Here is a 25,000-nt window from a genome sequence, read left to right as displayed (position 1 = left end):
AGCAATAGTTATAAGTTTATCAGCCTACCAATGACTTCGGTTTTCGTCCTACTTTCGTTTTGTTACGGATCTTGTCCGGGCGTGGCCGGATTTCCGCCGAGTCGAAGTAGCGGGTAAGCGCTTCGAGGATAATGTCTTTCTGTGTCAATCCTTCCCAGTATCCGTAATCCTTCATTTTTTCAAGAAGAATGTAGTCGCAGTCAAATGTGACTTTAGTGGGAGCAGAATTATTTTCAGTTATTGATGAATTTACTTCAAAATCGTCGTTGATGTCAGAGACAATGGGAAGAGGTGCGAAATCAAATTTCCTGTCCTTTGCCATATTTTAATTGTTTATACGTTCAAGAATTTCCTTGGTTAACTTATAATAATCTTCGGCTCCGTTGCTGCTTGGGGCATAGTCAAAGATATTAGTTCCGCCCGCCTGCGCTTCAGACAAAGCAATATTGTCACGAATATAGCTATTCATAAATACGTCACCAAGTTGCTCCTTCGTGGCGCTGATAAGTTCGTGGCTGATTTTCTTTCTGATTTTTGGATTATACCGTGTTGCAAACACGCCGCCAAGGTTGGTCGTCGGACTGATTTTTTTTATCTCAGCCGAGTAAACAAGGAAATTGCGAAGCCCTTCATAACTCAAAAATTCAGCCTGAAGAGGGACGTAATACTGATGACATGAAACTAGGGCCATTCTGGTGTTACCGTTCAGTGCGGGAGGGCAATCGATGATCACAAAATCATAACGATCCTTCACCTTCTCCAATGCGATTTTCAGGTTGAACGGAAATATCGGTGCCGATTTGATTGTATCCTCCTTATGGCTCATTTCTGCTGATCCTGGTAAGATATCCACTTCACCCACTTTTTTTACAATCTCGTCAAAAGTGTATTCGCCGGTTATAAATGAACCGCTGTCTTTTTTCAAACCACTGTGTGTAATCCCAAAACTTTTCGTCAAACTGGCCTGTGCATCCAGGTCAATGACCAATACACGGGCATTAGCAAATTTAGCAAGACCCGCTGCAATACTCTGTGCGGAAGTCGTCTTTCCAACACCACCTTTGTTGTTAACAATACTGATGATTTTCATTTAAAAGTATTATATGTATTAAAAGTTAAGAATTAATGATTTGTTTCGTTTGTAAATAAAGGTAAAATATTGATAGAACTAATCATTGTAAATAAAAAGTCTTTAAAGTTTTAAAAAATTAATAAGTATAAAAAATATAATAAGTATAAAATGTGAATTTCGTAAATAATTGATCATTAGGTTATTATTGAAATTGGAAATGTGCCTTAAACAAAAAAAAACCTTCAAAAGGAAGGTGTTTTTTTGTAAAAAAAATTAAATTGTTGAAAATGCTAATCTGCATTCAACGATATCAGACAGGAGTGGTAATCTCGATCATGATATTTTGAAGGTTAAAATAAAAGCCAAATGTTTTCCTGATCCTTTGCGGTTCCTGAGGCAGGTCGATCTCACCGGTTTTCAGTTCCTGGAATTTTGCCAGTACAGCTTCCTCATGATCCAGATAAAAACCGATGTGAAAAGCATCCGGATAAGTTGTACTGCCATTTTGATTAAGACGTTCATGCATTAAAACCAGTATGAAACCATCGGTTCCGGTTAAGACAGAAAGGCTGTCATTGGGTTTTGAATCGGCCGGCTTAAATTCGAAATAGGTTTGAAAAAATGTGCTGGCCATAGGCACATCCTGAACCGTTAAGTTGATATGATTTAGTTTCATTTTGTCATTACATTCATCATCAAACGGCTTCGCTGCTTACAACGGGTACAGGAGTAACAGGAGGGCCTTGCTTGGTTAAGATATATTTATGCAGGTTATACATTAAAAAGATGGTAAGGAAAACCGCGAGCACAACAACATTGCCCAAGGTGCCATAGTTGTCAAGGTATCCGGAGGTTGTTTCTTTAACGATAAGTCCGGCGATAATGGAGGCAACGCCACCGGCAATTTGCTGCACGGACGCATTAACGCCCATAAACCCGCCGCGGTCTTGTGGCTCCGGAACGGCCGTCATCAGGGCACTGGCGGAAATCATGCGTCCGGTAATGCCCACAAACAACAATACGTTCAGGATCATAATCGCCCAGAGCGGGGTGATGCCGAGGTTGCAATAGATGAGTGTCATGATGGACGTGATAACCGAGCCAACGATAAACATTTTAAATTTCCCGATCTTATCACTGAGTTTCCCGATCACCGGGCTCGCAAAAAGCATGCAAACGCCGGTCACCATGTATAGATAGGGAAGCTGGGTAATACTAATTCCCAGATTGTGAACCCCGAAAGCACTGCCAAAAGGCATCAGCATAAAGCCGCCTGTTGCCAGCAATGTTGTTGCTGCGAAGGCTTTCAGGTAATTTGCATTGGAGAATATCGCCTTTAAGTGCTGGAAAGCGTTGGATTTGTTTTGTAGTTTTAAATGGCCGTCGATCGGTTTCATATAGATGGAAATCATGATCGCCACGACGATGCTCAGTCCCACAATCATCTGAAACGGAGCATGCCAGTTAAACATATTGGCCAGGAACAGCCCTAATGGAATGCCCAAAACCTGACTGCTCGCAAACGCCATCTGAACAAATCCCATGACGCGTCCGCGGAACTCGATGGCAAACAAATCCGTGATGATGGCAAAACTGATCGAGCTCATAACACCTCCGAAGATACCGGTGACAACCCGCGCCATCAGTAAAAATTCATAGTCGGGAGCGATACCGCAAAGCAGCGTGCCGAAAATAAACCCCACGTAAAAGAAAAGCAGGATCTTTTTTCTGTCAAACTTGTCGGCGAAGCCAGCTGACAGTAATCCCGCAGCACCGGCGCTGAAAGCATAAGCTGAAACCACCAATGAAAACTGCGACGTTGTGATCGATAATTCTTTCAATAAAATGGCGCCCAGGGGAGAGAGCACCATGAAATCTAAAATGACCGTAAATTGTACTATTGCGAGAATCGCAATGATGAATTTTTGGTAGCCTGTAAATGTGTTTGGTGGAGTTTCCTGCATATATCTGGTTTTAAAATATTAATCAATGAGTTCTTCGCAATGAAATCCCTGGGTGGTAAGGATGGCGATCACGTGGTCTGTATGCGGGACATGCGACTCAACGCGGAGTACGTTGTCAATATCCGTCAGGTCGACGTTCCATTTTATAATCCTGCTTTCTGCATTCAAAACCGGCTCGATGTGTTTCATATCTCTCAAATGGAGATTCGTTTTAAATACAAGCACGTGTTTATTATCCTGATACTGAGTTTCCATGACTGATAAGTTTAAAAATTAATGAAGATTATTAACGTTTAACCGGACGACGTATGAGGAGACATATTACTTTAAATAAACTGATAATATTCAGGGTTTTAGTGCTTTCAGTACCAGCGACAATGCCTGATCGGTCCTTTCGTCATTGAATACGAACGGTTCTCTTCCCGGCATACTCGTTTTGGAAATGTGAAATTTGACCAGTTGGTAAAGCGGGGCAAAAGCAATGGACCAGTAAATCTCAACAGGCAGCGGAATCAGTTCTTTTCGTTCTATGGCCGTATGGACAAATTTTGACATGGCATCTAAAAACCTCCGGTCCATTACCGAGCGGTCGATCAGCGGCGAGTGTTTAACCTGCTCCATGAAAGTCATACTGTACGGATTTTCCAGGCAATACTTCAACCGGTTGCGCCACTGAACTTTCAGACCTATGTCGAAATGGCTTTCGGGATCAAAGTTTACCAGCGTGGCTTCCGCCATTTTCTTTGTTTCCTCGGTGTACAACGATTGGATCAGATCCTCTCTGTCTTTGAAATAAATGTATATGGTTGCTACCGAAACGCCCGAAGCTTTGGCAAGTTTGTGCATGCTCAAACCATCAAAGCCCTGATGAACAATCATTTCAATGGCTTTCTCTCTGATTATTATCTCCTTATTGATGTCTCTTTTTCTCATAATTGATACAAATATAAATGAACGTTCGTTTAGTTATAAAATATATCGAAAATATTTTTTGCGCAGGGCTGAAAAGCGCCTTGGCGTTGCAAAGAAGAGGAAAGGGAAACTTAGTAAGTCACCAGCTGTTTAAGATGATGTTCAAGATGGGTAACGTAATCCTGAATGTAAAAATGCAGCGGGAATTTCCGTCCGTCACCACCGACACCGTTCAGGCGTAGGTTTTCTTCCGGAATAAACTTGATAAGTTCGGTAAGATGCAGGTTGTATAATTTCCAGAATTTTATGAGATGGTGTGTGTCCATATCTTTATAATGGCTCAGATTCACCCACTGGTTTTGATTGTAGAAAATTATGGGCTCGTTCTCATATTGAATCCTGATGAAACGCTGGTGATTGTTGGCCGCGCTATCGATCAGATGCCCAAGAATTTCTTTTTTGTTCCATTTTTGAGGAGAAGGTTGAAACACAAAGTCTGACTCGGGAATTTGTTCCAGTAGTGGCGGAATGATGTCGCATAAATGACGAAGCCTTTCAAGTGATTCGGTTACGATAATCATTGCATAATGTCCGTTATGATGAAATTTTCGACTACTTTTTTATTATACCCTTTGTATCCGCCCTGAAAATCCCGGCCGGCTATCGCTATAAAATCGGCCATGCGCTGGGAATTGAGTTGTGATAATAAGGGCTCATATTCACCTTCATATTTAATAAAATAACCCGAATATACGGTGCAGTCGGGGTTGTCATACAACACAAAATTGGGGAAACGGTTCATCGGGGAAAAAATGATCTTTCTGCCGAAAGACGAATCCAAACCCTGGGCGCGACCAAAAGCATACCAGCCAACCGGATTTGTTTTCCCGTTATCGCGTTTCAAAAGTTCAGGCTTAACGCTTTTTAAATACTTGAAAGCATTTGGATATTTGGCTTTGAGTTCTTTTTCCGGAATGATCTTGTGTTTTCCGCATTCATCTTTTTCATAAGGGAAAAGGATGTACTCGGTAATCGGATCCGTGGACTTTTTGAGCTTGGAACCCTTCACTACGGGTTTCAGAATGTCTTTTTCAAGCCGGCTGACAATACCTTTTTTACTGACCGCATCAACGTTATGACCAATTTCTTCAACAATCGTAAACAGAAACAGATTGTCCGCCAGTGTCGTGATTCCTACTGAAATCTGGCATAATTCGCCGAGTGAAATGCCGTCCAGCACCGATGTTTTGGATACGGAAAGGTGCCACTGGCCGGCTGTTTCGAGCTCAGCAAAGGGGATATCGCGACCACCGTACTGGAACTCATAATCGCTGAGTTCATAATGGAACGTGTTTGATGATTGCTTTCCAAAAACGGTTATGGCTGCATAGGTGCCTGTGTTGCCGAAAATACGTACAGAGCGATAATTGGTGATACGGATCAGATTATTATTCTCGACAAAATAAGTGCGCAACGGTTTCCCGGCTTCTGAGCTAAGAAAAGAATTGGGCGTGATCAGTCCGCAGGTACCGTTTTCAGCCAGCAAACAGCCGGCAAGCTGAAAAAATGCAACATATGCATCGGTGGAGCCTGAGTAGCAAAAGGAATATTTTTTCTGAACGAAGCGGCGCAGTGAGGCGGGGAGGTTTTGTATCCTGATATAGGGCGGATTTCCGATGATTAGATCAAATTTTTCGTCACTGTCTATCTGTTCGAGCGCGTCCAGATGACGCAGCTTCCATGTTATTTCCAACCCGAAGGGCGATACCAGTTCGTCGAGGTTATGTCTGCAAAAGTTAATAGCCTGCTCGTCAATATCCCAGCCGTTTATATTTTCAAGATTTTGTTTTAAATCTTCTGATGCAGAGTTATCGATAATGTACTGAGCAATGGCGATCAGGAAACGTCCGTCACCGCATGCCGGATCCAGAATCGTTTGCTTCCCGAAATCCATTTGATGGAAACCCGTGTCTTGCAGGATTTTTTCCACAATATGGAGCGGTGTATATACCTGTCCGAGTAATTTTTTCTTATCGTAAGTGCGGGTTTGAGATGCCATTAACTGCTAGTAATCAATTCCTTTTTTCTTACCCAGAACCTTTGTAACAAAATCACCCGGGGTTATTGGTAGAATTTTGTCTTTTTTATTTGCCTTAAAATCAGTCACGTTTGAGGTAATGAGATAATCACATTTGGCTTTAACGGCTGTCATATATTGTAATGAATCTTCAAGATCGGTGAAAGAAGAATCCAGGCCTTTAAGCAACACCTCATTATTCGTGTCGGCAACGGTAATAAGTTTGAGGTATTCCTTCAACTTATTCCTCAGTTCTTCTCGCCGGACTCCGTTTTTCTGTAAAACATAAGCAAAGGTGTAAAAACTTCCAGAGGATATCAGAATTCGAACCTTCTCATTTTCAGCCCAAAAAATAATATAGGCAATTTCCATCGGTTGGCCGGTCTGTCTTACCAAGGCATGGTCTATTAAAGCATTGGTATCAAAAAACAAAGTCATAAATTAAACCTTTCCTTAATCCGTAAATTCTTAATCTCGTCATCCGTCATGGAGCTTATAGGTCCGTCCTTGGCGAAGCCCATCAGCTGGTATGCCAATGACTGTTTAAAATCCCTTGTGTCGGATTTCGGCTCCTGTTTATTTTTGGAATAATTTACAAGATAATCTTCCACAATATTGGACAAGGAGGTGCCAGCCTGGGAAGCATATTTTTTCGCCTCGTCAATCGCGGATTTTTTTACCGTCAGTGTGAGTTTGACCTTGGGCTCTTTGACAGATTTCATTTTAGAATCAATAAATTATTCCTTAAATAAAGATTTTCTAAGATTGAAAATATACGTGTGTTTCTGATTTTTAAGTCAAATATACGTATATTTTTCAAGCCGTCAAATAACAAACCCGATATCCTGCTGCGCTCCGAATATGATCCGTCACTACCGGCGAATCAATATCTTTCAGCAAAATTTCATAGGTATCCTCGTAGAAAGTAAAAGAGGTTTGGTCGTGTCTGATGCGTTTTGTTCCTGCTTTATAAAGCTGCCCGATTTCGCCGGTTTCCAGAGCCTGCTTGTCCATAAAGCCGATCAGGGAGGCGATGGTCCCCTGTGTTTCAGATTGATGAAAGGATATGCAGAAATAGTGAGATGTTTTTGAACCGGTTTTGCGCAGCTGATGTGCCGGGATATTCAGCACAAAATCGGCAGCTAAATTGCCCGAGCGCCTTTTCATGGATTTAATATCGACAGAAAAGGTATCGTTTTCCGATTTGATCAGGAAATCTTGTCCCCAGTCCTGGCCGTCGACAGCTCCAAATGATTTGAGGGGGCGGGGCAGGTGATAAAGGTCGGCGAAGACAATCTCACCCAGCGTTCCGGTATACCGCAACATTCTGGTCTGCGGTAACCGGTCATTGTGATGGTCCCAGATATTGGCAACCTGATGATTTTTTAGTGAATATTCAACCAGCTGACGAGCATATTGCTTCTGCTCGTCAGTGACTGAGATTTGTATGTAAAAGCTATTTCTCAAAACAGTTTGCTCCACGCAAATCTAATGAGCACTAATGCGCCGACAAAACCTACGACGATGTAGACAAAAGGTACGTAGGTGAAGGCCACCAGATGTATCCGGTCGAGAAACCACATCACGCCGATTAGCGCCGTGATCTACGTAAGAAATCCCGAGAGCTTTCCGAAGCCCGGTATCATCGAGAACGGGATTTTCTGTTTGATAATCATCAGTGTAAGTGCCATTGAAATGACAGGCAGAAACTGCATGATGATGTTGGCTTGCCAGATACTTTGCCTTTCAAACAGGAAAAGATAGATATTGAGTGTTACCGCGAAGATTCCCGGAATACAGACTGCATAAACCAGAACCGCATAAACAAAACCCCAAAACCGAACGTCACGGCTTCCGTTGGCAACCTGCCCGACGATCCAGGCAATTACAGGCAACAGAATAAAGTACAAAGCCAGAGGCCAGTAATTGGAAGAAACCTGATCAAATAAATCGCGAAGTGTCATGTATACTTTAAAAACGAAAAGGGAGCAATGGGGCAGGGGACAACCCTTCTCTCCATTCCTCCCTTCACCTTATTATGATAATTTTATAAAGTTAATAAGAAACCAATTGTAAAGTTGGCATCCCAGTCGAAAACAAATTGCTGGCAACCTGTGGCATCTCCAACAGCCTTGTAAATGTTTACACCCGCTTTTGATTTTGCATTGGTAAGTTTTGCATAATATGCCGGCGCACTCAAAACCGTGTAACGCTCTTTGTCTTTGCGAACTTCCTTCGCCATTTCGAACGGTACGCCGCCAATGATAAATGCTGTTTTACGCAAGCCCGAAGGTACTTGTTTTGACTTGGCAGTAACTTCATCATAAACTTTTTTGTCTTCCGTGCCATCCTGGAAATATTTGGCGCCGTAGGACTCAATGGCTTTGATACCGCTGCCTTCGATCCAGGAAATTTTCGTATTTCCTGATCCAATATCCACAACAAAGGCTTTGCTGGCATATTCCGTAGGTAAAACAGATTTCAGCGCAAGTTGTCCTTCCTGTTCAGCTGTTACCTGGTTAACAACATAACCAAGCGATTTCAGAGCGGCGGTAATTTTTTTGGTAACGTCTGCCTTTGCAGCACCAGAGCTTACTACAAAGTGAATGTCTTTCTTGCCAACACCGAAATCAAGCATGGTTCCGATGTATTTTTTCAGACCGATGCGCACATCTTCGTCCGTTGCCATGTTTTCTGTCACAAGGCTGTTTCCGAACTCTGACTTTTCCAGTTTCCAGCGTTTCTGGCTGTCCACTTTGATAATGAAAGAGTTAAATCCACTGGCACCAAGCTCTACGACACCTTTCAATTTCCCGTCAACAGGGTCTGGCGCAGCATAACTGAATACTTCTTTGGGGCTATCGGTAGCCTGATTGTCTGTTGAAGCGGCTTCTGAACTTTCACTGGATTCCGTAGTTGTGGTGGCAACATCCGCTTCTGATTTTTGTTCCTGCGCTACTTTTTCAAGCGCTTGCTGGCCGCCAAAATATTTATAGCCAACAAAAATGGCTCCTATAACCAGGGCTGTAATTAATAATCTTCCGGCAACGGTTAGTCTTTTCATTGTTTGTTTAAAGTAAATTGAAAAATGTAATGGTTAGAATCGGGTTAATCAAGCAAGCCTTTGTAACTGGAACCTTTCGGAGGATCGATCGAACGGGTAGGCAGATTTGACGCGGTGTCCAGCTGTATCAGTTTAAAATCTCCCTTATTGTATGCTTCAAGCATCGCCTGACCTTTGTCCGACAATAATCCGTTTTGAACGTCCACACCGTTGATAAAGTCAAGTGAAAGATCCATAGCACGTTTCATTTCTCCCAATTTCAGGCTCATGTCATCCTGGATGTACTCCATAGATTCGTCGAAATAGAACTTCTTATCAGGATTCCCTTTAAAAATGCTCACAGCGGTTCTCAGCGCATTCGAGCTCTCTTTCACGATCCGGTATTCTGCTTCTTTCAGTTTTACCTTGATTTCTGTTTCCTTGATAATATAATCAGCGCTCTTGTTTACTTTTTCCATAAATTCAAGAATCGTTTTCATATTACGTTGCAGTGGAAACAGCTTTTCGTTCATTTCCTGCAAGCCGGCGCCTTCAATTGTTGCCAAAGAAGCCGTTTCCTTCATACCAGGGCGGTCTGTCATCTGACTTGCTTTGTTGGCTTCTGCAAACTTCTGCTTGATCTCCTCGTTGTTTTCCGTGATCTTTCTATTCAGCTTCACCAGTTGCCCGGCCAGAATATTGATCTGTCCCTGCATTTTTTCCCGTTTTTCTTTCAGGTCATCAATATAAATCTTCATGATCGCAATAGGATCAAGTTTGATGATCAGCCCTGTGATTTTACGCATCAGCGTTTTAAAAAGGAAGAAAACGGCCGTGCGAACATCTTTGCTGGTAAAAAGAAAAACCAAAACTGCAAGCAATGCAAGCAAAGCACCGAGATACAAGGTGTTCTGTGTCACTTCAATTAAAAATGCCGCGAGTTTATTCCAGTAGTATAACCCTGCGGCTCCTAGGCCGCCGAGAAAAAGTAGCGAAGTAATCCCTTCCGGCTTGCTCCAATATGACCGCTTGGAAATATCCTCTTGTGAGCCGCCGATTTGAGTAAAGTCTGGTGATGCCATGGTTGAAGGTATCTATTTAAGGTATTGATTAATTTTATTGAGGTCAGAATTTATTTGCTCCACGAAGCTATGATAGGTAATCTCAAAGCTGTCACGGTTGGCGTTCAGTTTGGCGCTTTGTTCGGAAACCTCACCCGAAATCTGTCCCAAACGATTTTTGTTGTCGTCGATTTTCTTTTGAAGGTTAGCAATTTCCTGTGCATAAGCCAGGTTATTGTCTTCAAGTTTTTTCACTTCGTCCGTCAGCGAACCGACCCTTTCTTTTATAGCCTTTTCTACATCCTTTAAAAACGACTCCCGGTCTTTATTTAAAATGGCAAGGTATTGATCTGCTGATGTTTTCAGAATCGAATTATCCTTTACACCGCCCATGGCCTTAAAACTGGCCCAAGCCGCCTGAAACTGTTTTTCTTCTCCCAATCCCAGGCTGTCCATGCTTTGAAGCGCCTGTTTGAACTCGAAATAATCGGGTCCGGGCAGGTTGGCCTTTTCCAGTAAATCCACAAAATGCTCGACGAATTTCCGGTCGACATTTGCCGTTCCGGCAACGTTGGGTACGGTTGGTGCCGCAGCAGGTTTCGGCTGCTCGGCCGGTGCCTCAGGAACCGGTGTAACTTGTGTAGGTTCTGTACTCTCGTTGATGAAAAAGCTCAGTATCTTTTTACCGATACCAGGTTCAGAATCTGCCATGTTCAATTGAAATTTGTTGGTTGATACTCATTATGGAAAGCGTCATAGGGCAGGATTTTCGCCGGTTTTCCGCTTTCTTATGTCAATATTACTAAAATTCATGTGATTTATCAGTGCAGTATAGTTACAAATGGTAGCGGGGATTGATGGAGGTTATTTTTCCTTGATGAATTTATTTTGCGGCAAAAAAATCCCGGGCCTCTTTCGAAGTCCGGGTTATTCAATTTAGCAGGTTAAATAATGCAGTCGTTATGATTTAAATCTTTTCCCAAACGCTTCTTCATAGCTGGACCCGACGGGGATTTCTTCACCCGCCAGGCTGATGATTTTATTCCGGACATTTTCAATCCGGTCAAAAGGGATAATGAATGAACGGTGCACCCGGATAAAATCCTGTTCAGGTAATTTTTGAAGCATGGATTTCATCGTCATACGCACGACGAGCGGTTTTGAATTTTGGATGTGGATTTTCAGGTAGTCGTCCAGGCCTTCTATAAATAATATGTCTGAAAAGGCAATTTTGTGCAAACTGTAATCGGCACGGACCAGCAGATATTTCGAAGCCGCTGTTTCGGACGGATTTTTGAAACTGTAATAATCTTTTGCTTTGTTGGTCGCCTGCTGAAAACGTTCAAATGTGAAAGGTTTCAATAAGTAATCGACCGCGTTCAGGTTAAACCCTTCGACGGCATGTTCGGCATAGGCTGTCGTAAAAATAACCATTGCTTCATGCGGGATGACCTGATAAAATTCGAGTCCGGACATGGACGGCATATTGATATCAAGAAAAATAAGGTCAATGGGGAAATTTTCAAGATAATGCATGGCGTCGTCCGTCCTGCTGAATGTTTTTTGTAAGTCCACAAAATCGACACGACTGCTGAAATTCGTGAGAATACGCAGCGCCGGCGGTTCATCGTCCAGGGCAATGGCTCGTATCATGACAGATCAAGTTTTAAATCAATAATGAAAGTATCCGGGTTGTCCTGAATGGTCAGTACATGTTTGGCAGGGTACAGCAGTTCGAGCCTCGTACGGGTATTCCCAATACCGATACCGCCGGACGATTCTTCTTCGTTACTGCTGATTCGCAGTTTGCTATTGGCAACATGCATGGAGAGCTGGCCGTTGTTTAAGGTTATAGAGATTTCAATTAATGACTTCTGCTCCGGATTAACGCCATATTTAAACGCATTTTCGATGAATGATATCAATATTAGCGGTGCAATCTGTTTGTTTGATACGATGCCATGGACCTGAAAATCGATCGAAACGGTATCGTCCAGTCTGAATTTTTGGAGCGATACATAGTTTTTGATATACTCGATTTCTTTGTTCAACGGTACCATACTTTCGCTCGCATCACGTATCACATAACGCATGAGCGAGGAAAGCATCACAACGGCGTCGGCTGTCCGGTCCGACTTTTCTATTGCCAGCGAATAAATGCTGTTTAGTGTATTGAAAAGGAAATGCGGGTTAATCTGCGCTTTAAGGTACGACAATTGGCTATGAAGTTTTTCCCGTTCGGCTCTTTTTAGCCGGTCATTGATACGCAAGGCGAATGAAACAAATAGACCGACGAGAAAGAGGAACATGGTCTGACTGTTTTCAAAAGCACCTGGCGGCTTATCAAATTTCATGGTACGCGGGGGCGGGCCAGGAAACGCTCTGGGCATTCCATGAGGCTTGTCCAGCAGATGTATGAGCAGGATCAACCCGGCGAAAAAGCAAAGGATAGCAGCTCCGTAAATGACATACTTTTTGTTGAAGTAGTATTTTGGCAGCAACTCATAATAATGAAAATAGAAAAACGCCAGCATCAGAATATAAGAAGCCAGATGGGTTCGTTCATGGGCATTCTTTTCCAGTTCCGCGAAACTCGGGAAGCCTGTTGGGGCAAAGATGTAGGGTAATGCCAGGAAAGCAATAATGAGAAATATATGGCTGAGAATCCTGACTTTTGATATTTTCATCGGTGTCAATTTTCAGAAATGTACGAAACCGGAAGTTTACTAAAAAACCTTTGCGGTATTTGCCCGGAATGTGTCGGTAATTCGCGTTATTTTAAAAGGTAATCCTTAATTTCACGGTTATAAGTTGTAGAGATTTCCGGATTTTTACAAAAACAGATTTCAATATACTAATCCCTTTTGTTATGCTTAAATTAGGTTTTAATAGTGCCATATTAGCCGATTTTGGATTTGAACATGTCGTTAAATTTGCAAGCCACAACGGCTTTTCATGTGTGGAAATGATGTGCTGGCCGGCCGACAACGCCGATAGCAGAAGATATGCCGGCGTCACGCATATTGATGTCAATAACCTGACTGATAAAAAGGTTTCAGAAATAAAATATGCTCTGAATGAGGCTCAGGTGAGTATTTCAGCACTTGGGTATTATCCAAATCCACTGGACCCGGATCCGGTTAAGTCAGAATTTTATCTGGAACACATCAAGCAGGTTATCCGCGGAGCCGCCAAACTGGATATTCCGGTGGTTACAACTTTCATAGGCCGCGATCCTTCCAAAAGTATCAAGGATAACCTGGCGACGTTTGCCGATGTCTGGCCTGCGATCGTGAAGGTTGCGGAGGAAAATAATGTGAAACTTGCGATTGAAAACTGCCCGATGTTTTTCACGGATGATGAATGGCCGGGCGGAAAAAACCTGGCGATAAGCCCTGCCGTTTGGGACCGTATGTTCGAGATTATACCGAGCCGTATTTTTGGTCTGAATTACGACCCTTCACACATGATCTGGCAGATGATGGATGAGATAAAGCCGATTTATGGTTACAAAGACAGGTTACATCACATTCATTTGAAAGATGTGAAATTATATAAAGACAAGCTCGATCGAGTAGGCATCATGGTAAACCCTTTGGAATATCATTCTCCCAAACTGCCAGGCCTTGGTGATGTTAACTGGCGCGGATTTTTTGGCGCGTTGACGGACGTGAGATATAGAGGTCCCGTTGTGATCGAGGTGGAAGATAAGGCTTATGAGTCTAACATTCAGGATGTTCAAACGGCTATTCTAACGAGCCGCAATTATCTGAAACAGTTCCTGGGATAGACATTTCTTTGCGCTCTAAATCCGTACTATTGAATGATATCAGCTGATGATGCGTCAAATAGTACGGATTTTCTTTTGCCAGGATCAGTTGTTTCTCTTGTAGATCCGTGTCCCGTCAATGGTGTCAATCAGGTGGTAAAACCGGCTAACGTATTGTTGGACAGCGGGTATTTTTTCATGGGCAACCAAAATTTTACTGAAAATGGAATAATCCTCCGGCTGCGTTGTATCAATGAACAACAGCGGTTTATTGGTTTGTAAATCGGCCATTAAATCGGCTGTCCATGTAGGGATTAATTCAGATTTAAGCGAAAAGTGGAACGTGTGGGCATCGCGGTAGCCCATCGGCCTGTTGGCATGCACATAAAGCTGGTCGCGCCAGCCCCAAATGACAATAGGATCTTTTTCGGAGGAGTTGGCTTTGATGCGCTGCACGATTTTACGGTCGAGATCGGCGTGTGACATGTCTACACTTTCAGGTCTGGCAAGCATATTAATGCCGGCTGCGAGCGTAGACAGTGACAGAAATATCATGAGCATCAACTTCTGACGTTCAGCGGATAAAATTCCTGTCAGGAGCCCGAAGAATAATGTCAGCGGAATGAAAAGATATAACCGGTAATGCTGGAAAGAATTACCCGATTGAAAAAGGGAATACAAACTTACCAGAATGAAAAGAAAACCAAAGAGCAGGACGGTTCTGACCGGATTTTTTGCCGAAAAAACAGATTTGTAACCTGTTGCCAGACAGGCCATGATAAGGGCAGTGACCGTCAGCAGATAGACCCTGGAATTCTGGGAATTGTAAATGAATTTTGCAACACGTATCGGGTTAAAACGTTCTCCGATGGGCACACTGGAAAATTGTGTCGTGTATGAGTAATAAAAGTAATTCCAGAAGTAGTTATTCCAGAACATTTCCAGCTTTCCCTGTGAAATATAATAGATATTAATGAGCAGGGTTGGAAGAATGCCGCCTGTAATCAACAAAAACGCCTTTTTCCATTCCTTCCGGTTGATAATTTCAAACAGAAAAAATCCGGCAATGAGCAGTCCCATCGGTACATTCTGAAATTTTACGAAAGGCAGGTTTCCCAGGATAAAACCGGTTCCCAGGATTAGCAGATGGCTACTGCGTATTTTTTTGAGATAACTTGTGTAACCATACACAGCGGCCGACAACATCAAAATACCGACCTGTTCGGAGTTGTAGGAGGTGTAATCGGACAAATACATGGTTCCTATCAACAGACACAGCCCCCAACAAATCAGTAAACTTGCCTGTTTTGTGAGAAATAAATTCAGGGTTTTGAAAAGGAAAAATACCGATCCCAGCCAGAAAATAATTCCAACGCACTCAGAAACATAATACCCTGTGTGAATTCCTAAAAATGAGACGATAAGTAACGGCAGTACAGTTAACGGGCGGGAATCTGTATAATTTAAAAATGTCCAGAGCTGATCAGGATAATGTTTAATGGCGATCACGGCACTTAGCCAGGTACTGGTGTCAATATTAAGCTCCACATCGACAACGTATGGAAGACGAACCAGAAATGTTACCGTCAGTAAGAGGAATAAGTAAACAATTGCCCGTTGTGATGACAATTTATTCCCTTCCGGCAGCATGTAAAACTTTGATAAACAGCCGCTGACAATCAATAAAACAAGAAAAACAGAAAGCTTAAAATATAAATGATGAATCATAGAGAGGGTAATGTATATTCATAGGTTGAGGTTTGGCGGTTAATTGGCTATGCTATTCGTATGATGAAGTGAGATTGGTAAATCGAAAAATATGAAATTTCCTGTATGGCGTAGGATCCTTTGTCTTGACCTGCATTTTGTCTGATAGGAAAGCTCATACTAAAAATAGGCTAATCATATCAAACAAGCAAAAAATCTTAGTTATCGTGTGGTGGAAGCCTGGATTTTTGTGGGTTTTAACGAAAACTGAAATGTGATTTTTTAGATACGGAGATGATTGGTCAAGGCTGGTTCAGGAAGTTCAGCAATGGTTTGATAAACCGGTCAAAATCTTCAATATGTGGAAGGTGGCCGATATTGTCCAGCTCAACCAACTGACTGTTTTTAATAACCGAGTGCGTCTTCTTTCCAAGTTCGGGATAATTGCCCATTGTTTTCTGGTCTTCTGCGGAAGCATAGTTTTTGCCAACGGCACTGCGGTCGCGCTGCCCGATGATGAGTAGCGTTGGTGTCTGAATGTTTGGTAACTCATATACCACGGGCTGGGTCATGATCAGGTCATAAGTAAGCGCATTGTTCCAGGCGACCTTTGGATAATCCTTGTTAAGCGTCCAGCCGGCAGAAAGATTAACCCATCGCGTGTAAGCCGGTTTCCATTTTCCGTCGTAATAACTGTTGAGCTGGTATTTTTTTATGGACTCAAAATTACTTTTCAGTTCACTCTGATACCATTGATCGACTGACTGATACGGCACTTTCAGCTTGTAATCTTCCAGTCCGATCGGGTTTTCAAGCACAAGTTTTTCAACCATTTGCGGATACATCAGCGCAAATCGTGAAGCGACCATGCCACCCATCGAATGGCCTAATACAGTGACTGATGATATTTTTAAAGTGTCCAGTATTTTCCTCGTATTGGCTGCCAGCTGATGAAACGAATATTGGAAATGTGCCGGTTTGGAAGATTTTCCGAATCCGATCTGATCGGGAATAACCACGCGAAAGCCAGAATTCGTTAAAGCCCTGGCGGTTTCTGCCCAATACGCTCCGTTAAAGTTTTTTCCATGCAGGAGAACGACCGTTTTGCCGTTCGGCTTTTCGGGCCGGATATCCATAAAAGCCATTTTTAGTTTTTCTCCCTGAATAATCATGTCCAGAAATGACACGGGAAAGGGATACTGATAATTTTCAAGATTGATATCGAGGTTGCGGAGCGAGTCATTCTGTGCTTTTAGCTGAAAAGAGAGCATGGCCAGCATGGCTGTGAACAGTATTGTTTTCATATCGTAATTAAAAAATAGCCTGGATGAAAGGTTATCATCCAGGCTACTAAAAATATACCAAACTATGGTTTAATCCTAAATCAGGCTCAAACTATTGAATCAATTTTGCTTTTGAAGACAGCAGCGTTGTACAGAAAGCAAGCATCCCGACAACCGCGAAAGAAAAACGCAAGTCAGCGAACTGAGCGACGATCCCGATTAGGGGAGGACCGATCAGGAAGCCGATAAAGCTGATTGAAGATACGGCGGCTAACGCCATACCTGCCGACATCGTTGTTGATCTTCCGGCTGCGCTGTAAACCAGGGGTACCACAGAGGAAACTCCGAAACCTACTAATAATAATCCGAAAGTCGCTGTGGCCATGTATGGTAAAAATACCGCTATGGCTAAACCGCTGGCCATAAACAAACCGCTTATCTGAAGCATTTTCTTTCTGCCGATTTTGTTTGCAAGCCAGTCACCAGCGAAACGGCCGCCTGTCATGGTTCCCATGAAAGCAACATATCCCATGGTTTTCATAGATGCAGGCACTTTTACCACTTCCATGAAATACACCCCTGACCAGTCGAACATGGCGCCTTCACAAACCATTGCACAAAAACCGATCAAACCTAACATTAACAGATCGCGGTCGGGTTTTACAAACATCGGTTGTTCTTCATCCTGACTTTTTTCGCTGTCAGGCATCGTGTGTTTATAGGCAGTGAAAATAATAGCGAACGCAACAACTGCGATAACCATGAAGTGAATATGCGGCGGGATGTTAATCGAGATAAACAATGTCCCGATCATCGCACTGACGAAACCTGCAAGGCTCCACAATCCGTGAAATGAAGCCATGATCGATTTGCCATATACCTGCTCTACCGCGACAGCCTGTGTATTTACCGCGATGTTACAAAGGTTCCCCCAAAGACCGAAAGCAAAAAGTACAATTACGAGGTGTTCCGTTCTGGTAGCAAAACCGATAAAGGTCAATGTGATGGCGTAAAGAATAGCTCCGAAAAGGACCATCTTTTTACTGCCGTATTTGGTAACCATCCAACCCGAGATTGGCAAACTTGCCATAAGTCCCAGTGGTAATGCCAGCAAAACAGTTCCCAAACCTCCTTCGGTAAGGTGCAGCATATTTTTGATATCCGGAATCCGGCTCGCCCAGGCTGCAAAACTCAATCCCTGAACAAAGAAAAAAGCAGCGACAGCAAGCCGGAGATATTTTTTCGACTGGGATTGGGACGGGGCTAGAATAGTATATGACATGTGTATTAAAGTTTATCCGCGACTTGTTCTAACTATTGTTAAATATAATATTTCGCAGAAGTTCGTAAATTCTTTATGGTGTTAATCTAATCAGGGTTCGGTTCTATATTCTTCCTCTGTTTGAAGTATTAACGCTATTGGTTCAAATTAAATTTCATTAATTTGTATTATTTCAATAATAAAAAAAGGTACATTTTGTACTTTTTAAAGAACTTTCGTTTTTGAGGAACATTTGCTGGAAAAAGGGAACCGAAACCATCGGGCAACAAAAAAACCGGAACCTTTCGGAACCGGTTTTTTAATCCAATTTTCTAAACTCTAATTGCCAGTCGAGCTAACCAGCGAATCCGCTCTGCTGTCTAAACTAACGACCGTTGTTTTTTGACTTTTATCCGCAACGTTCGGCGTCTTATAATTTCTTGGCGATATCAGCGGATTAATATCAACGCCTTCTTTTTGATACGTCCTGTTCAGCACCAATGGCGTGGCACGTGGCGCATATTTAGGAGTTGTACTCACGTAACGGCTATTTTGCTGCTTACTGTATGTCTCGATGGTATTGATGTTTGACACAACAATTTCATCTGTACGCTGAGCCTTGGCTTTCGCAGCTTTATTAGGATGTTTATAATTATGCGTTGATATGCCCGGATCAACCTGATTAGATGATTGTGCATTGGCAGAGTTAAAAATTAATCCTGCCGATAACAAAACAGCTATGATGAAGGGTGACTTATACATATGAATCGATGGTTATCTGGTGAATAATAAATAACAATCCCTGAGGATCATATGCAAGTAACACGATCATTTGGAAAGTACCTAATTCGGGCGGAATCGCGGTTTTTAACAAATTTTGAAAAATCGGGAGAAGAATAATGCAATAATTAGCGGAAAATTGCAAAATGAAGGGAAGTGCCTTTTAATTTACTGTCATTACTCAAAAAAGATGATTAAACCCGAAAATTCGGGTTTAAATGACGTCCTGAAAAATAAATTAAATTTGAGTGAATTCTAATGACTTTTTAAGAATTGATCACGAAAATGTACTAAAACCGGTGGTTACTTCAACAGGGCGTTGGCAGAGGTTTGTATACCCTGGCAAATCCGGTCGATAGGCAGGTCGTTTGCGTCGACACCAAACGGATCTTCGATTTCTTCTGCGATTACTTCAAGACTGGCCAGGACGTAAAAAACGAACATGACGAAAGGAATCACCAGAAAATGCAGGCTGAAAACATAACCGATCGGAAGCGTTATGCAATACATCGAAATGAATTTCTTGATGAAAGAACTGTATGACAATGGAATAGGGGTGTTTTTGATCCTTTCGCAGGCACCGCAAATATTGGTAAAGGATTCCAGTTCAGTATTTAAGAGTAAAACATGTTCGGGCAGGATAATGCCGCTGCGCTGTAATTCGACTGATTTTCTGAACAGGGCCGCCGCGATCTGGTTAGGAATATGGTCGTCAAGGTGCAGATCTGATTGTTTGAATTCCGGTAATTCTGTAAAATCATTGGCAATGAACCGGCCCCGAAGATGGTTTTTGAAGGCAAACGCATAATTTGGGATCATAACTCTGAAAAATTCAAGTTCCTGCGGATGTTCTTTTCCGACAAGCCCGCTTATTTTCAGGGAAAGATTTCGACTGGAATTCATCAATCCGCCCCATTGTTTCCGGCCTTCCCACCAGCGGTCATAAGCCGTGTTGGTACGAAAAACGAGCAGCATGGAAATCACAAACCCGAGCAGCGAGTGCATCAAGGAGATATTCTTAAGATCGGTATTTTCGCCGACCCGCCATACGATAAGAATAAGGTAAGACAATACCGTGGAATATACACCGATGCCCAGAATGAGTGGCATCAGTTTCCTGACCGTGTCAGCTTTTTGAAAGTAGAATATATATTTTATCCAATCTTTTGGATTGTAATCGATCATATTAGTTTGACTTTGTCTATCAATTTAAAGAATTCTTTGAAACATCTGGCCGTCAGCTGCGCGTCTTCCAATGCATTGTGGGTTTCGTCTTCTCTTTCGAAACCGAAATAGCTGGCCACTGAGCCGAGACTTAATGATCTCGGAACGGATTTTCCATTCTTTTCCAGCATCATAAAAAATAAATAGGAGACGGTATGCAGATCAATCATTTTATTTGAAAAGGGCCAGTTCATTTTCTCGTTACGATAGGCGTAGCGTAGAAAATTGATATCATATATTACACTCTGGCCGCAAATAATCACATTGGACAAATTCGGTTTTCCAACATTCAGTTTTTTGATCCACTTCTCAAATTCAGGAATTACCTCGTAAATCATCGGTGCGTCTTCCAGGTCGTCAATGGACAATCCGTGCACTTCCTCGGACTTTGCCGTGAAGGCTTCTTCATTTTCCGGGTAAACATTTTGAAGATACGTGCCGAGCGAACGCCACTGATCATCAAACAATTCGGCGCCGATCTGTATGATTTCATTCCAACCTGGCTCCGGGCCGGTCATTTCAATATCAAGCACGAGGAAGGACATAGTTCAGTATTATTAATTTGAAATGAAAATTGTAAAATGCGTTTTTCGCAATTCAATCTTTTACTTTTGTGTGCAAATGTAAAAAAACATTGCTTTTAGCTCATTGATTCATCGTTCATTTGTATATAAAAATGCCAATTGATTACACTAATATCCCGTCTCCCTGTTTTGTTTTGGAGGAAGAACTGCTTCGTAAAAATCTTACCTTAATAGATCACGTTCAGAAATCCGCTGGTTGCACGATCATTCTTGCGCTGAAAGGTTTCTCGATGTACAGTGCTTTTCCAATCGTAAAGGAGTATCTGAGCGGAGCTACCGCGAGTTCGCTGAATGAGGTGAAACTGATCAACGATTTTATGGGTTATCAGGCCCACACCTACATGCCTGCTTATCTGGACCAGGAGTTTACGGAGATCATGGAGCGTAGCAGTCATATCACTTTTAACTCTTTCAGTCAGTGGGAGCGTTTCAAATCACGGGTTGAGGATTTCAAAGCTGCGAATCCGAATCATGTTTTGTCTTGTGGTATCCGGGTCAATCCGCAGTATTCGGAAGTGGAGACGGATATGTACAATCCCTGTGTGCCGGGCTCACGTTTGGGTGTAACGCGTGACAAGCTGCCTGATACGTTGCCGGAAGGAATTGATGGTATCCATTTTCACTCACTTTGTGAAAATGATTCGTCTACGCTTGAAAGAACACTTGAAGCATTGGAATCACGTTTTGCAGATCTTTTGCATCAGGCCAAATGGCTTAACATGGGCGGTGGTCACTTGATGACCCGGGAAGGTTATGATATTGACAAACTGATTGGCCTTGTTCAGAAGATTCGTGAGAAGTATAATATTGATGTGATCCTGGAACCGGGTTCGGCTATTGCGTGGAGAACCGGAGAACTTGTGACGACGGTTTTGGATGTGATGGACAGTCAGGGAATTGATGTTGCCATTCTGGATACTTCTTTTGCTGCGCACATGCCTGATACATTGGAAATGCCATATAAGCCGGTCATCCGTGGTGCTTATCACGAAGCACAATCCGGAAAACCAACGTACAGAATGGGCGGAATGACCTGTCTGGCTGGTGACTTTATCGGAGATTATTCTTTTGATAAACCGCTGGAAATCGGCGATCAGATCATTTTTGAAGATATGATCCATTATACCATGGTAAAAACAACCACTTTTAACGGTGTTAACCTTCCTTCCATTGGTATCTGGCAAAAGGACCAGACTTTCCGCCTGATCCGCTCTTACGGTTACGAAAGTTTCAAAGATCGTTTATCATAGTAAAAACTGACCTTACAGGTGTTATCCGCATCTGTAAGGTCAGTTTTTCCCTAAGGGATCATCGGAAATAACCGTTTTACTTCTTCATTGGAAGGCTGTTTTCCATACTCACAGATCTCGAAAACTTCTACCTGCTTCACCTGTTCCGCTTTCTCTTTGCCATACCATTTATCCAGTGATACCCTTATCTCCGGTGTTACGGCTGATCTTTTTTCCATAGCTGCTAAAAGCCATTTTTTTCGCGCCTCTGTATCTTTTGGAACGTTTTCCAGGTCCTGGTTTGTCCAGGGGAGCCATTCGTAGAATTGCGAAACGTGCGCGTCAAGGCCATTTACTTTCTTTGCCAAATTAGCCGTAATGTCGATTGCAATGTCGGGGCGGAATGGATTCGGGCGCTGAAACCGGTCTCTGAAATAAAGGAACAGCGGATTTTTTGTCAGTGGAGGCACACTGCTTAAAATATTGGGGACAATCACTAGATATGCCGCATCCTGCACAATTACGCCGGTAGTGCGGTGATCGGGGTGATAATCATTGGTGCGCGGAGCAATCACAATATCAGCATTCCACTCCCGGATCAGACGAATGACCGACAACCTGTTTTCCAGAGTCGGCAGAAGCTCTCCGTCATGGTTATCAAGCACATCGTATTCGATGCCAAAACGTTTGCCTGCTTCTTTGGCCTCTTTCAGGCGGCGGTTGGATAATTCACCGCCTCCGATATCCTGATGGCCTTTGTCACCGTTCGTGAGCGAAACGAACTTAACTTTATGACCCATGGAAGAATAAATGGTGGCAATGCCGCCGGCACCCAGGTCACAATCGTCGGGGTGGGCACCGAAAACGATCACGCGTATAGGGGAGGATGGTTGGGTTTTTGCAGTTTGCGCTTCTGCGCCATTGAAAAGACAAATGGCGGCGATCAGTAAAATGTATCTTTTCATAACGAAATTTGAAACAGATTAAACTGACTGAATTTTGCCTGAGCTAAGCGTTCCGGATTTTCGGTTTTACTTGTTTTCTGAGTTTTCATAAAATTAAATTTTGGTTAAGATATGGTTTAGCGAGTTGCTAAAATAGTGATTTTAATCCATTTTTAGCATTTGTAAAATGGTTGAGGTCATTCAAAAAATTGTATTTTGTGGGTTATTTATGCGGTTAAACGCATTCGCGGAAATGTTCAAATAATATTTTTTTACTAGTTAATCGTATAGACTTACAATCTCTTACGGAAAGCGATAGAAATAATTCAAGGCATAGATGTTAAATTCTGCCTTTTTTGCTGTACTTTTGTATCCCGTAATCATAGAAAAAAAGCAAAGTCTTATGGCTTCCAAAGCACGAAAGACCGCTAAGTACATTTTCGTTACGGGCGGTGTTACATCTTCATTAGGTAAAGGGATAATAGCTTCATCTCTTGCTAAATTGCTGCAAGCCAGAGGGCTTTCAGTTACAATCCAAAAATTTGATCCATATATTAATATTGATCCGGGGACTATGAATCCTTACGAGCATGGCGAATGCTACGTAACGGACGATGGTGCTGAAACGGATTTGGATTTAGGTCATTACGAGCGTTTTTTGAACGTTCGCACTTCTCAGGCAAACAATGTTACAACCGGAAGGATTTATCATAATGTAATCTCTGCCGAAAGACGCGGTGATTTCCTTGGTAAAACTGTTCAGGTAGTTCCGCACATTACCGATGAGTTGAAAAGAAACATGCTTCTGTTGGGACAGAGCGGCGATTATGATATCGTGATCACTGAAATTGGTGGTTGTGTTGGGGATATCGAGTCTCTTCCATTCCTGGAAGCGGTGCGTCAGATCAAATTTGAACTGGGGCATAACGATACCTTAATTATTCACCTGACGCTTATTCCTTATTTGAATTCGGCAGGAGAATTAAAAACCAAGCCAACTCAGCACTCGGTAAGAATGTTGCAGGAGTCGGGTATTCAGCCGGATATTCTGGTTTGTCGTACCGAACATCCTTTGCCAACAGATCTTCGTAAAAAAATTGCCTTGTTCTGTAACGTACAGATCAATTCGGTGATCGAAGCGATGGATGCAGACACTATTTACGCTGTGCCTTTGTTAATGCTAAAGGAAAGACTGGATCAGCGTGCGTTGTATATGCTTGACATCTACAATGATAAGGACGTGGATCTTGAAGCCTGGAAAACATTCCTTTCGAGACTTAAAAATCCTATCGATGCCATTAAAATCGGTTTGGTTGGAAAGTATGTGGAATTACATGATGCTTACAAATCGATCGTTGAGTCATTTATTCACGCCGGTTCTGCAAACGAGTGTAAGGTAACCATCGAATGGATCCATTCTGAAAGTCTGACACCTGAAAATGTAATTGAAAAACTTTCCGGTCTGGACGGTGTTTTGGTTGCGCCGGGTTTTGGAGAAAGAGGAATTGACGGTAAAATTGAAGCAATCCAGTACGTTCGTGAAAATGGAATTCCATTCTTCGGAATTTGTCTGGGTATGCAAATGGCCGTTATCGAGTATGCACGTAATGTCGTTGGACTGGAAGGTGCGCACTCTGTTGAGATGGATGCTGCTACGGAGTTTCCGGTAATTCACTTGATGGAAGATCAGAAAGATGTTTCAAATAAAGGAGGTACCATGCGTTTGGGAGCATATCCTTGCCGCTTGAAAAAAGATTCTCTTGCGAACCGTATCTACGGAAAACTGAACATCAAGGAGCGTCACCGTCACCGTTATGAGTTCAATAACAAGTATTTGAAGGATTTCGAAGAAAAAGGTCTTCTGGCAACAGGCATCAACCCGGACAATAACCTTGTTGAAATGGTTGAACTTCCTGGGCATCCGTTTTATGTCGGAGTACAATTTCACCCTGAATTAAAAAGTACTGTCATGAACCCACATCCATTGTTTGTCAATTTCGTAAAAGCGGCGTTGACCTATTCTCTGGAAAAGCGTTCGGTTGTGTCATGATTTGATCTATTCCTGCAATCAGGGAAGCCAATCAGGAAAA

Annotated in this window: 27 protein-coding genes; 3 read left to right on the top strand and 24 right to left on the bottom strand. The window is 42.6% G+C overall.

What is annotated here, in order from left to right:
* Positions 1-19 precede the first annotated feature (19 nt).
* The 17 genes from M1L62_RS15130 to M1L62_RS15050 all read right to left on the bottom strand — a co-directional run bounded on the left by M1L62_RS15130 (position 20) and on the right by M1L62_RS15050 (position 12,816).
* Positions 20-322 (bottom strand): hypothetical protein, encoded by a 303-nt coding sequence (locus tag M1L62_RS15130; RefSeq protein ID WP_254560423.1) that lies wholly within the window; start codon positions 320-322, stop codon positions 20-22.
* A gap of 3 nt (positions 323-325) precedes the next feature.
* The gene (locus M1L62_RS15125) at positions 326-1,090 is read right to left on the bottom strand and encodes a ParA family protein (protein ID WP_254560422.1); all 765 of its coding nucleotides are present in this window, start codon (positions 1,088-1,090) and stop codon (positions 326-328) included.
* A gap of 292 nt (positions 1,091-1,382) precedes the next feature.
* Positions 1,383-1,748 carry a VOC family protein gene (locus M1L62_RS15120; protein WP_254560421.1) on the bottom strand — a complete coding sequence of 122 codons (366 nt, stop codon included), beginning with the start codon at positions 1,746-1,748 and terminating at the stop codon, positions 1,383-1,385.
* A gap of 19 nt (positions 1,749-1,767) precedes the next feature.
* Positions 1,768-3,036 (bottom strand): MFS transporter, encoded by a 1,269-nt coding sequence (locus M1L62_RS15115; protein ID WP_254560420.1) that lies wholly within the window; start codon positions 3,034-3,036, stop codon positions 1,768-1,770.
* Between the two features lie 18 nt (positions 3,037-3,054).
* Positions 3,055-3,291, bottom strand: a complete 237-nt coding sequence (locus M1L62_RS15110; RefSeq protein WP_254560419.1) for a hypothetical protein — start codon at positions 3,289-3,291, stop codon at positions 3,055-3,057.
* A 90-nt stretch (positions 3,292-3,381) separates the two neighbouring features.
* Positions 3,382-3,969, bottom strand: a complete 588-nt coding sequence (locus M1L62_RS15105; protein WP_254560418.1) for a TetR/AcrR family transcriptional regulator — start codon at positions 3,967-3,969, stop codon at positions 3,382-3,384.
* Between the two features lie 110 nt (positions 3,970-4,079).
* Positions 4,080-4,529: a DinB family protein gene (locus tag M1L62_RS15100; protein ID WP_254560417.1), complete on the bottom strand. Its 450-nt coding sequence runs from the start codon at positions 4,527-4,529 to the stop codon at positions 4,080-4,082.
* Positions 4,526-6,007, bottom strand: coding sequence for an Eco57I restriction-modification methylase domain-containing protein (locus M1L62_RS15095; protein ID WP_254560416.1), 1,482 nt, complete (start codon positions 6,005-6,007; stop codon positions 4,526-4,528). Before M1L62_RS15095 ends, M1L62_RS15100 begins: the two co-directional genes overlap by 4 nt.
* A 6-nt stretch (positions 6,008-6,013) precedes the next feature.
* Complete coding sequence (locus tag M1L62_RS15090) at positions 6,014-6,463, bottom strand: PIN domain-containing protein (RefSeq protein WP_254560415.1); 450 nt, start codon at positions 6,461-6,463, stop codon at positions 6,014-6,016.
* A complete protein-coding gene (locus M1L62_RS15085; protein WP_254560414.1) occupies positions 6,460-6,747 on the bottom strand; it encodes a DUF6364 family protein in 288 nt (95 codons plus the stop codon). Before M1L62_RS15085 ends, M1L62_RS15090 begins: the two co-directional genes overlap by 4 nt.
* Before the next feature lie 94 nt (positions 6,748-6,841).
* Positions 6,842-7,507, bottom strand: coding sequence for a hypothetical protein (locus M1L62_RS15080; RefSeq protein WP_254560413.1), 666 nt, complete (start codon positions 7,505-7,507; stop codon positions 6,842-6,844).
* Between the two features lie 122 nt (positions 7,508-7,629).
* Entirely contained in the window at positions 7,630-7,989 is a 360-nt protein-coding gene (locus tag M1L62_RS15075; protein WP_254560412.1) for a hypothetical protein, read from the bottom strand.
* Positions 7,990-8,072: 83 nt separating this feature from the next.
* The gene (locus M1L62_RS15070) at positions 8,073-9,089 is read right to left on the bottom strand and encodes an acetate and sugar kinases/Hsc70/actin family protein (RefSeq protein ID WP_254560411.1); all 1,017 of its coding nucleotides are present in this window, start codon (positions 9,087-9,089) and stop codon (positions 8,073-8,075) included.
* Positions 9,090-9,133: 44 nt separating this feature from the next.
* Positions 9,134-10,150: a hypothetical protein gene (locus M1L62_RS15065; RefSeq protein WP_254560410.1), complete on the bottom strand. Its 1,017-nt coding sequence runs from the start codon at positions 10,148-10,150 to the stop codon at positions 9,134-9,136.
* Positions 10,151-10,162: 12 nt separating this feature from the next.
* Complete coding sequence (locus M1L62_RS15060; RefSeq protein WP_254560409.1) at positions 10,163-10,840, bottom strand: hypothetical protein; 678 nt, start codon at positions 10,838-10,840, stop codon at positions 10,163-10,165.
* Between the two features lie 249 nt (positions 10,841-11,089).
* Complete coding sequence (locus M1L62_RS15055) at positions 11,090-11,782, bottom strand: LytR/AlgR family response regulator transcription factor (protein WP_254560408.1); 693 nt, start codon at positions 11,780-11,782, stop codon at positions 11,090-11,092.
* Positions 11,779-12,816 (bottom strand): sensor histidine kinase, encoded by a 1,038-nt coding sequence (locus M1L62_RS15050; protein WP_254560407.1) that lies wholly within the window; start codon positions 12,814-12,816, stop codon positions 11,779-11,781. Before M1L62_RS15050 ends, M1L62_RS15055 begins: the two co-directional genes overlap by 4 nt.
* Positions 12,817-12,998: 182 nt before the next feature.
* Between M1L62_RS15050 and M1L62_RS15045 the strand changes: the two genes are divergently transcribed.
* Positions 12,999-13,919 (top strand): sugar phosphate isomerase/epimerase family protein, encoded by a 921-nt coding sequence (locus M1L62_RS15045; RefSeq protein ID WP_254560406.1) that lies wholly within the window; start codon positions 12,999-13,001, stop codon positions 13,917-13,919.
* 84 nt (positions 13,920-14,003) lie between these two features.
* On the opposite strand, the gene M1L62_RS15040 is transcribed toward M1L62_RS15045, so the two are convergent.
* From M1L62_RS15040 to M1L62_RS15015, 6 genes are all read right to left on the bottom strand, one after another.
* Positions 14,004-15,626 (bottom strand): hypothetical protein, encoded by a 1,623-nt coding sequence (locus M1L62_RS15040; protein WP_254560405.1) that lies wholly within the window; start codon positions 15,624-15,626, stop codon positions 14,004-14,006.
* Positions 15,627-15,907: 281 nt separating this feature from the next.
* The gene (locus M1L62_RS15035) at positions 15,908-16,909 is read right to left on the bottom strand and encodes an alpha/beta fold hydrolase (protein WP_254560404.1); all 1,002 of its coding nucleotides are present in this window, start codon (positions 16,907-16,909) and stop codon (positions 15,908-15,910) included.
* Positions 16,910-17,000: 91 nt separating this feature from the next.
* Complete coding sequence (locus M1L62_RS15030) at positions 17,001-18,170, bottom strand: MFS transporter (RefSeq protein WP_254560403.1); 1,170 nt, start codon at positions 18,168-18,170, stop codon at positions 17,001-17,003.
* Between the two features lie 318 nt (positions 18,171-18,488).
* Positions 18,489-18,911: a hypothetical protein gene (locus M1L62_RS15025; RefSeq protein WP_254560402.1), complete on the bottom strand. Its 423-nt coding sequence runs from the start codon at positions 18,909-18,911 to the stop codon at positions 18,489-18,491.
* 321 nt (positions 18,912-19,232) lie between these two features.
* Positions 19,233-20,114: a bestrophin family protein gene (locus M1L62_RS15020; protein WP_254560401.1), complete on the bottom strand. Its 882-nt coding sequence runs from the start codon at positions 20,112-20,114 to the stop codon at positions 19,233-19,235.
* Positions 20,111-20,698, bottom strand: a complete 588-nt coding sequence (locus M1L62_RS15015; RefSeq protein ID WP_254560400.1) for a 3'-5' exonuclease — start codon at positions 20,696-20,698, stop codon at positions 20,111-20,113. The genes M1L62_RS15020 and M1L62_RS15015 overlap by 4 nt, the downstream gene beginning before the upstream one ends.
* Positions 20,699-20,829: 131 nt before the next feature.
* On the opposite strand from M1L62_RS15015, the gene nspC reads away from it, so the two are divergent.
* The gene (nspC, locus tag M1L62_RS15010) at positions 20,830-21,987 is read left to right on the top strand and encodes a carboxynorspermidine decarboxylase (protein WP_254560399.1); all 1,158 of its coding nucleotides are present in this window, start codon (positions 20,830-20,832) and stop codon (positions 21,985-21,987) included.
* A 50-nt stretch (positions 21,988-22,037) separates the two neighbouring features.
* Here nspC and M1L62_RS15005 read toward each other — a convergent pair whose 3' ends face one another.
* On the bottom strand, positions 22,038-22,931 hold the full coding sequence (locus M1L62_RS15005) for a PIG-L deacetylase family protein (RefSeq protein ID WP_254560398.1): 894 nt from the start codon (positions 22,929-22,931) through the stop codon (positions 22,038-22,040).
* A gap of 382 nt (positions 22,932-23,313) precedes the next feature.
* Between M1L62_RS15005 and pyrG the strand changes: the two genes are divergently transcribed.
* A complete protein-coding gene (gene pyrG, locus M1L62_RS15000) occupies positions 23,314-24,960 on the top strand; it encodes a CTP synthase (RefSeq protein ID WP_254560397.1) in 1,647 nt (548 codons plus the stop codon).
* Positions 24,961-25,000 lie beyond the last annotated feature (40 nt).

Origin of the sequence: Dyadobacter diqingensis (genome assembly GCF_024220585.1) — a bacterium.
Taxonomy (GTDB): domain Bacteria; phylum Bacteroidota; class Bacteroidia; order Cytophagales; family Spirosomataceae; genus Dyadobacter; species Dyadobacter diqingensis.
This window is presented reverse-complemented; position numbering and strand designations above follow the sequence as displayed.

Excerpts from the sequence above, each read along its gene's own strand:
- M1L62_RS15130 (WP_254560423.1), bottom strand. The coding sequence starts at position 322 with ATGGCAAAGGACAGGAAATTTGATTTCGCACCTCTTCCCATTGTCTCT.
- M1L62_RS15125 (WP_254560422.1), bottom strand. The coding sequence starts at position 1,090 with ATGAAAATCATCAGTATTGTTAACAACAAAGGTGGTGTTGGAAAGACG.
- M1L62_RS15120 (WP_254560421.1), bottom strand. The coding sequence starts at position 1,748 with ATGAAACTAAATCATATCAACTTAACGGTTCAGGATGTGCCTATGGCC.
- M1L62_RS15115 (WP_254560420.1), bottom strand. The coding sequence starts at position 3,036 with ATGCAGGAAACTCCACCAAACACATTTACAGGCTACCAAAAATTCATC.
- M1L62_RS15110 (WP_254560419.1), bottom strand. The coding sequence starts at position 3,291 with ATGGAAACTCAGTATCAGGATAATAAACACGTGCTTGTATTTAAAACG.
- M1L62_RS15105 (WP_254560418.1), bottom strand. The coding sequence starts at position 3,969 with ATGAGAAAAAGAGACATCAATAAGGAGATAATAATCAGAGAGAAAGCC.
- M1L62_RS15100 (WP_254560417.1), bottom strand. The coding sequence starts at position 4,529 with ATGATTATCGTAACCGAATCACTTGAAAGGCTTCGTCATTTATGCGAC.
- M1L62_RS15095 (WP_254560416.1), bottom strand. The coding sequence starts at position 6,007 with ATGGCATCTCAAACCCGCACTTACGATAAGAAAAAATTACTCGGACAG.
- M1L62_RS15090 (WP_254560415.1), bottom strand. The coding sequence starts at position 6,463 with ATGACTTTGTTTTTTGATACCAATGCTTTAATAGACCATGCCTTGGTA.
- M1L62_RS15085 (WP_254560414.1), bottom strand. The coding sequence starts at position 6,747 with ATGAAATCTGTCAAAGAGCCCAAGGTCAAACTCACACTGACGGTAAAA.
- M1L62_RS15075 (WP_254560412.1), bottom strand. The coding sequence starts at position 7,989 with ATGACACTTCGCGATTTATTTGATCAGGTTTCTTCCAATTACTGGCCT.
- M1L62_RS15070 (WP_254560411.1), bottom strand. The coding sequence starts at position 9,089 with ATGAAAAGACTAACCGTTGCCGGAAGATTATTAATTACAGCCCTGGTT.
- M1L62_RS15065 (WP_254560410.1), bottom strand. The coding sequence starts at position 10,150 with ATGGCATCACCAGACTTTACTCAAATCGGCGGCTCACAAGAGGATATT.
- M1L62_RS15060 (WP_254560409.1), bottom strand. The coding sequence starts at position 10,840 with ATGGCAGATTCTGAACCTGGTATCGGTAAAAAGATACTGAGCTTTTTC.
- M1L62_RS15055 (WP_254560408.1), bottom strand. The coding sequence starts at position 11,782 with ATGATACGAGCCATTGCCCTGGACGATGAACCGCCGGCGCTGCGTATT.
- M1L62_RS15050 (WP_254560407.1), bottom strand. The coding sequence starts at position 12,816 with ATGAAAATATCAAAAGTCAGGATTCTCAGCCATATATTTCTCATTATT.
- M1L62_RS15045 (WP_254560406.1), top strand. The coding sequence starts at position 12,999 with ATGCTTAAATTAGGTTTTAATAGTGCCATATTAGCCGATTTTGGATTT.
- M1L62_RS15040 (WP_254560405.1), bottom strand. The coding sequence starts at position 15,626 with ATGATTCATCATTTATATTTTAAGCTTTCTGTTTTTCTTGTTTTATTG.
- M1L62_RS15035 (WP_254560404.1), bottom strand. The coding sequence starts at position 16,909 with ATGAAAACAATACTGTTCACAGCCATGCTGGCCATGCTCTCTTTTCAG.
- M1L62_RS15030 (WP_254560403.1), bottom strand. The coding sequence starts at position 18,170 with ATGTCATATACTATTCTAGCCCCGTCCCAATCCCAGTCGAAAAAATAT.
- M1L62_RS15025 (WP_254560402.1), bottom strand. The coding sequence starts at position 18,911 with ATGTATAAGTCACCCTTCATCATAGCTGTTTTGTTATCGGCAGGATTA.
- M1L62_RS15020 (WP_254560401.1), bottom strand. The coding sequence starts at position 20,114 with ATGATCGATTACAATCCAAAAGATTGGATAAAATATATATTCTACTTT.
- M1L62_RS15015 (WP_254560400.1), bottom strand. The coding sequence starts at position 20,698 with ATGTCCTTCCTCGTGCTTGATATTGAAATGACCGGCCCGGAGCCAGGT.
- nspC (WP_254560399.1), top strand. The coding sequence starts at position 20,830 with ATGCCAATTGATTACACTAATATCCCGTCTCCCTGTTTTGTTTTGGAG.
- M1L62_RS15005 (WP_254560398.1), bottom strand. The coding sequence starts at position 22,931 with ATGAAAAGATACATTTTACTGATCGCCGCCATTTGTCTTTTCAATGGC.
- pyrG (WP_254560397.1), top strand. The coding sequence starts at position 23,314 with ATGGCTTCCAAAGCACGAAAGACCGCTAAGTACATTTTCGTTACGGGC.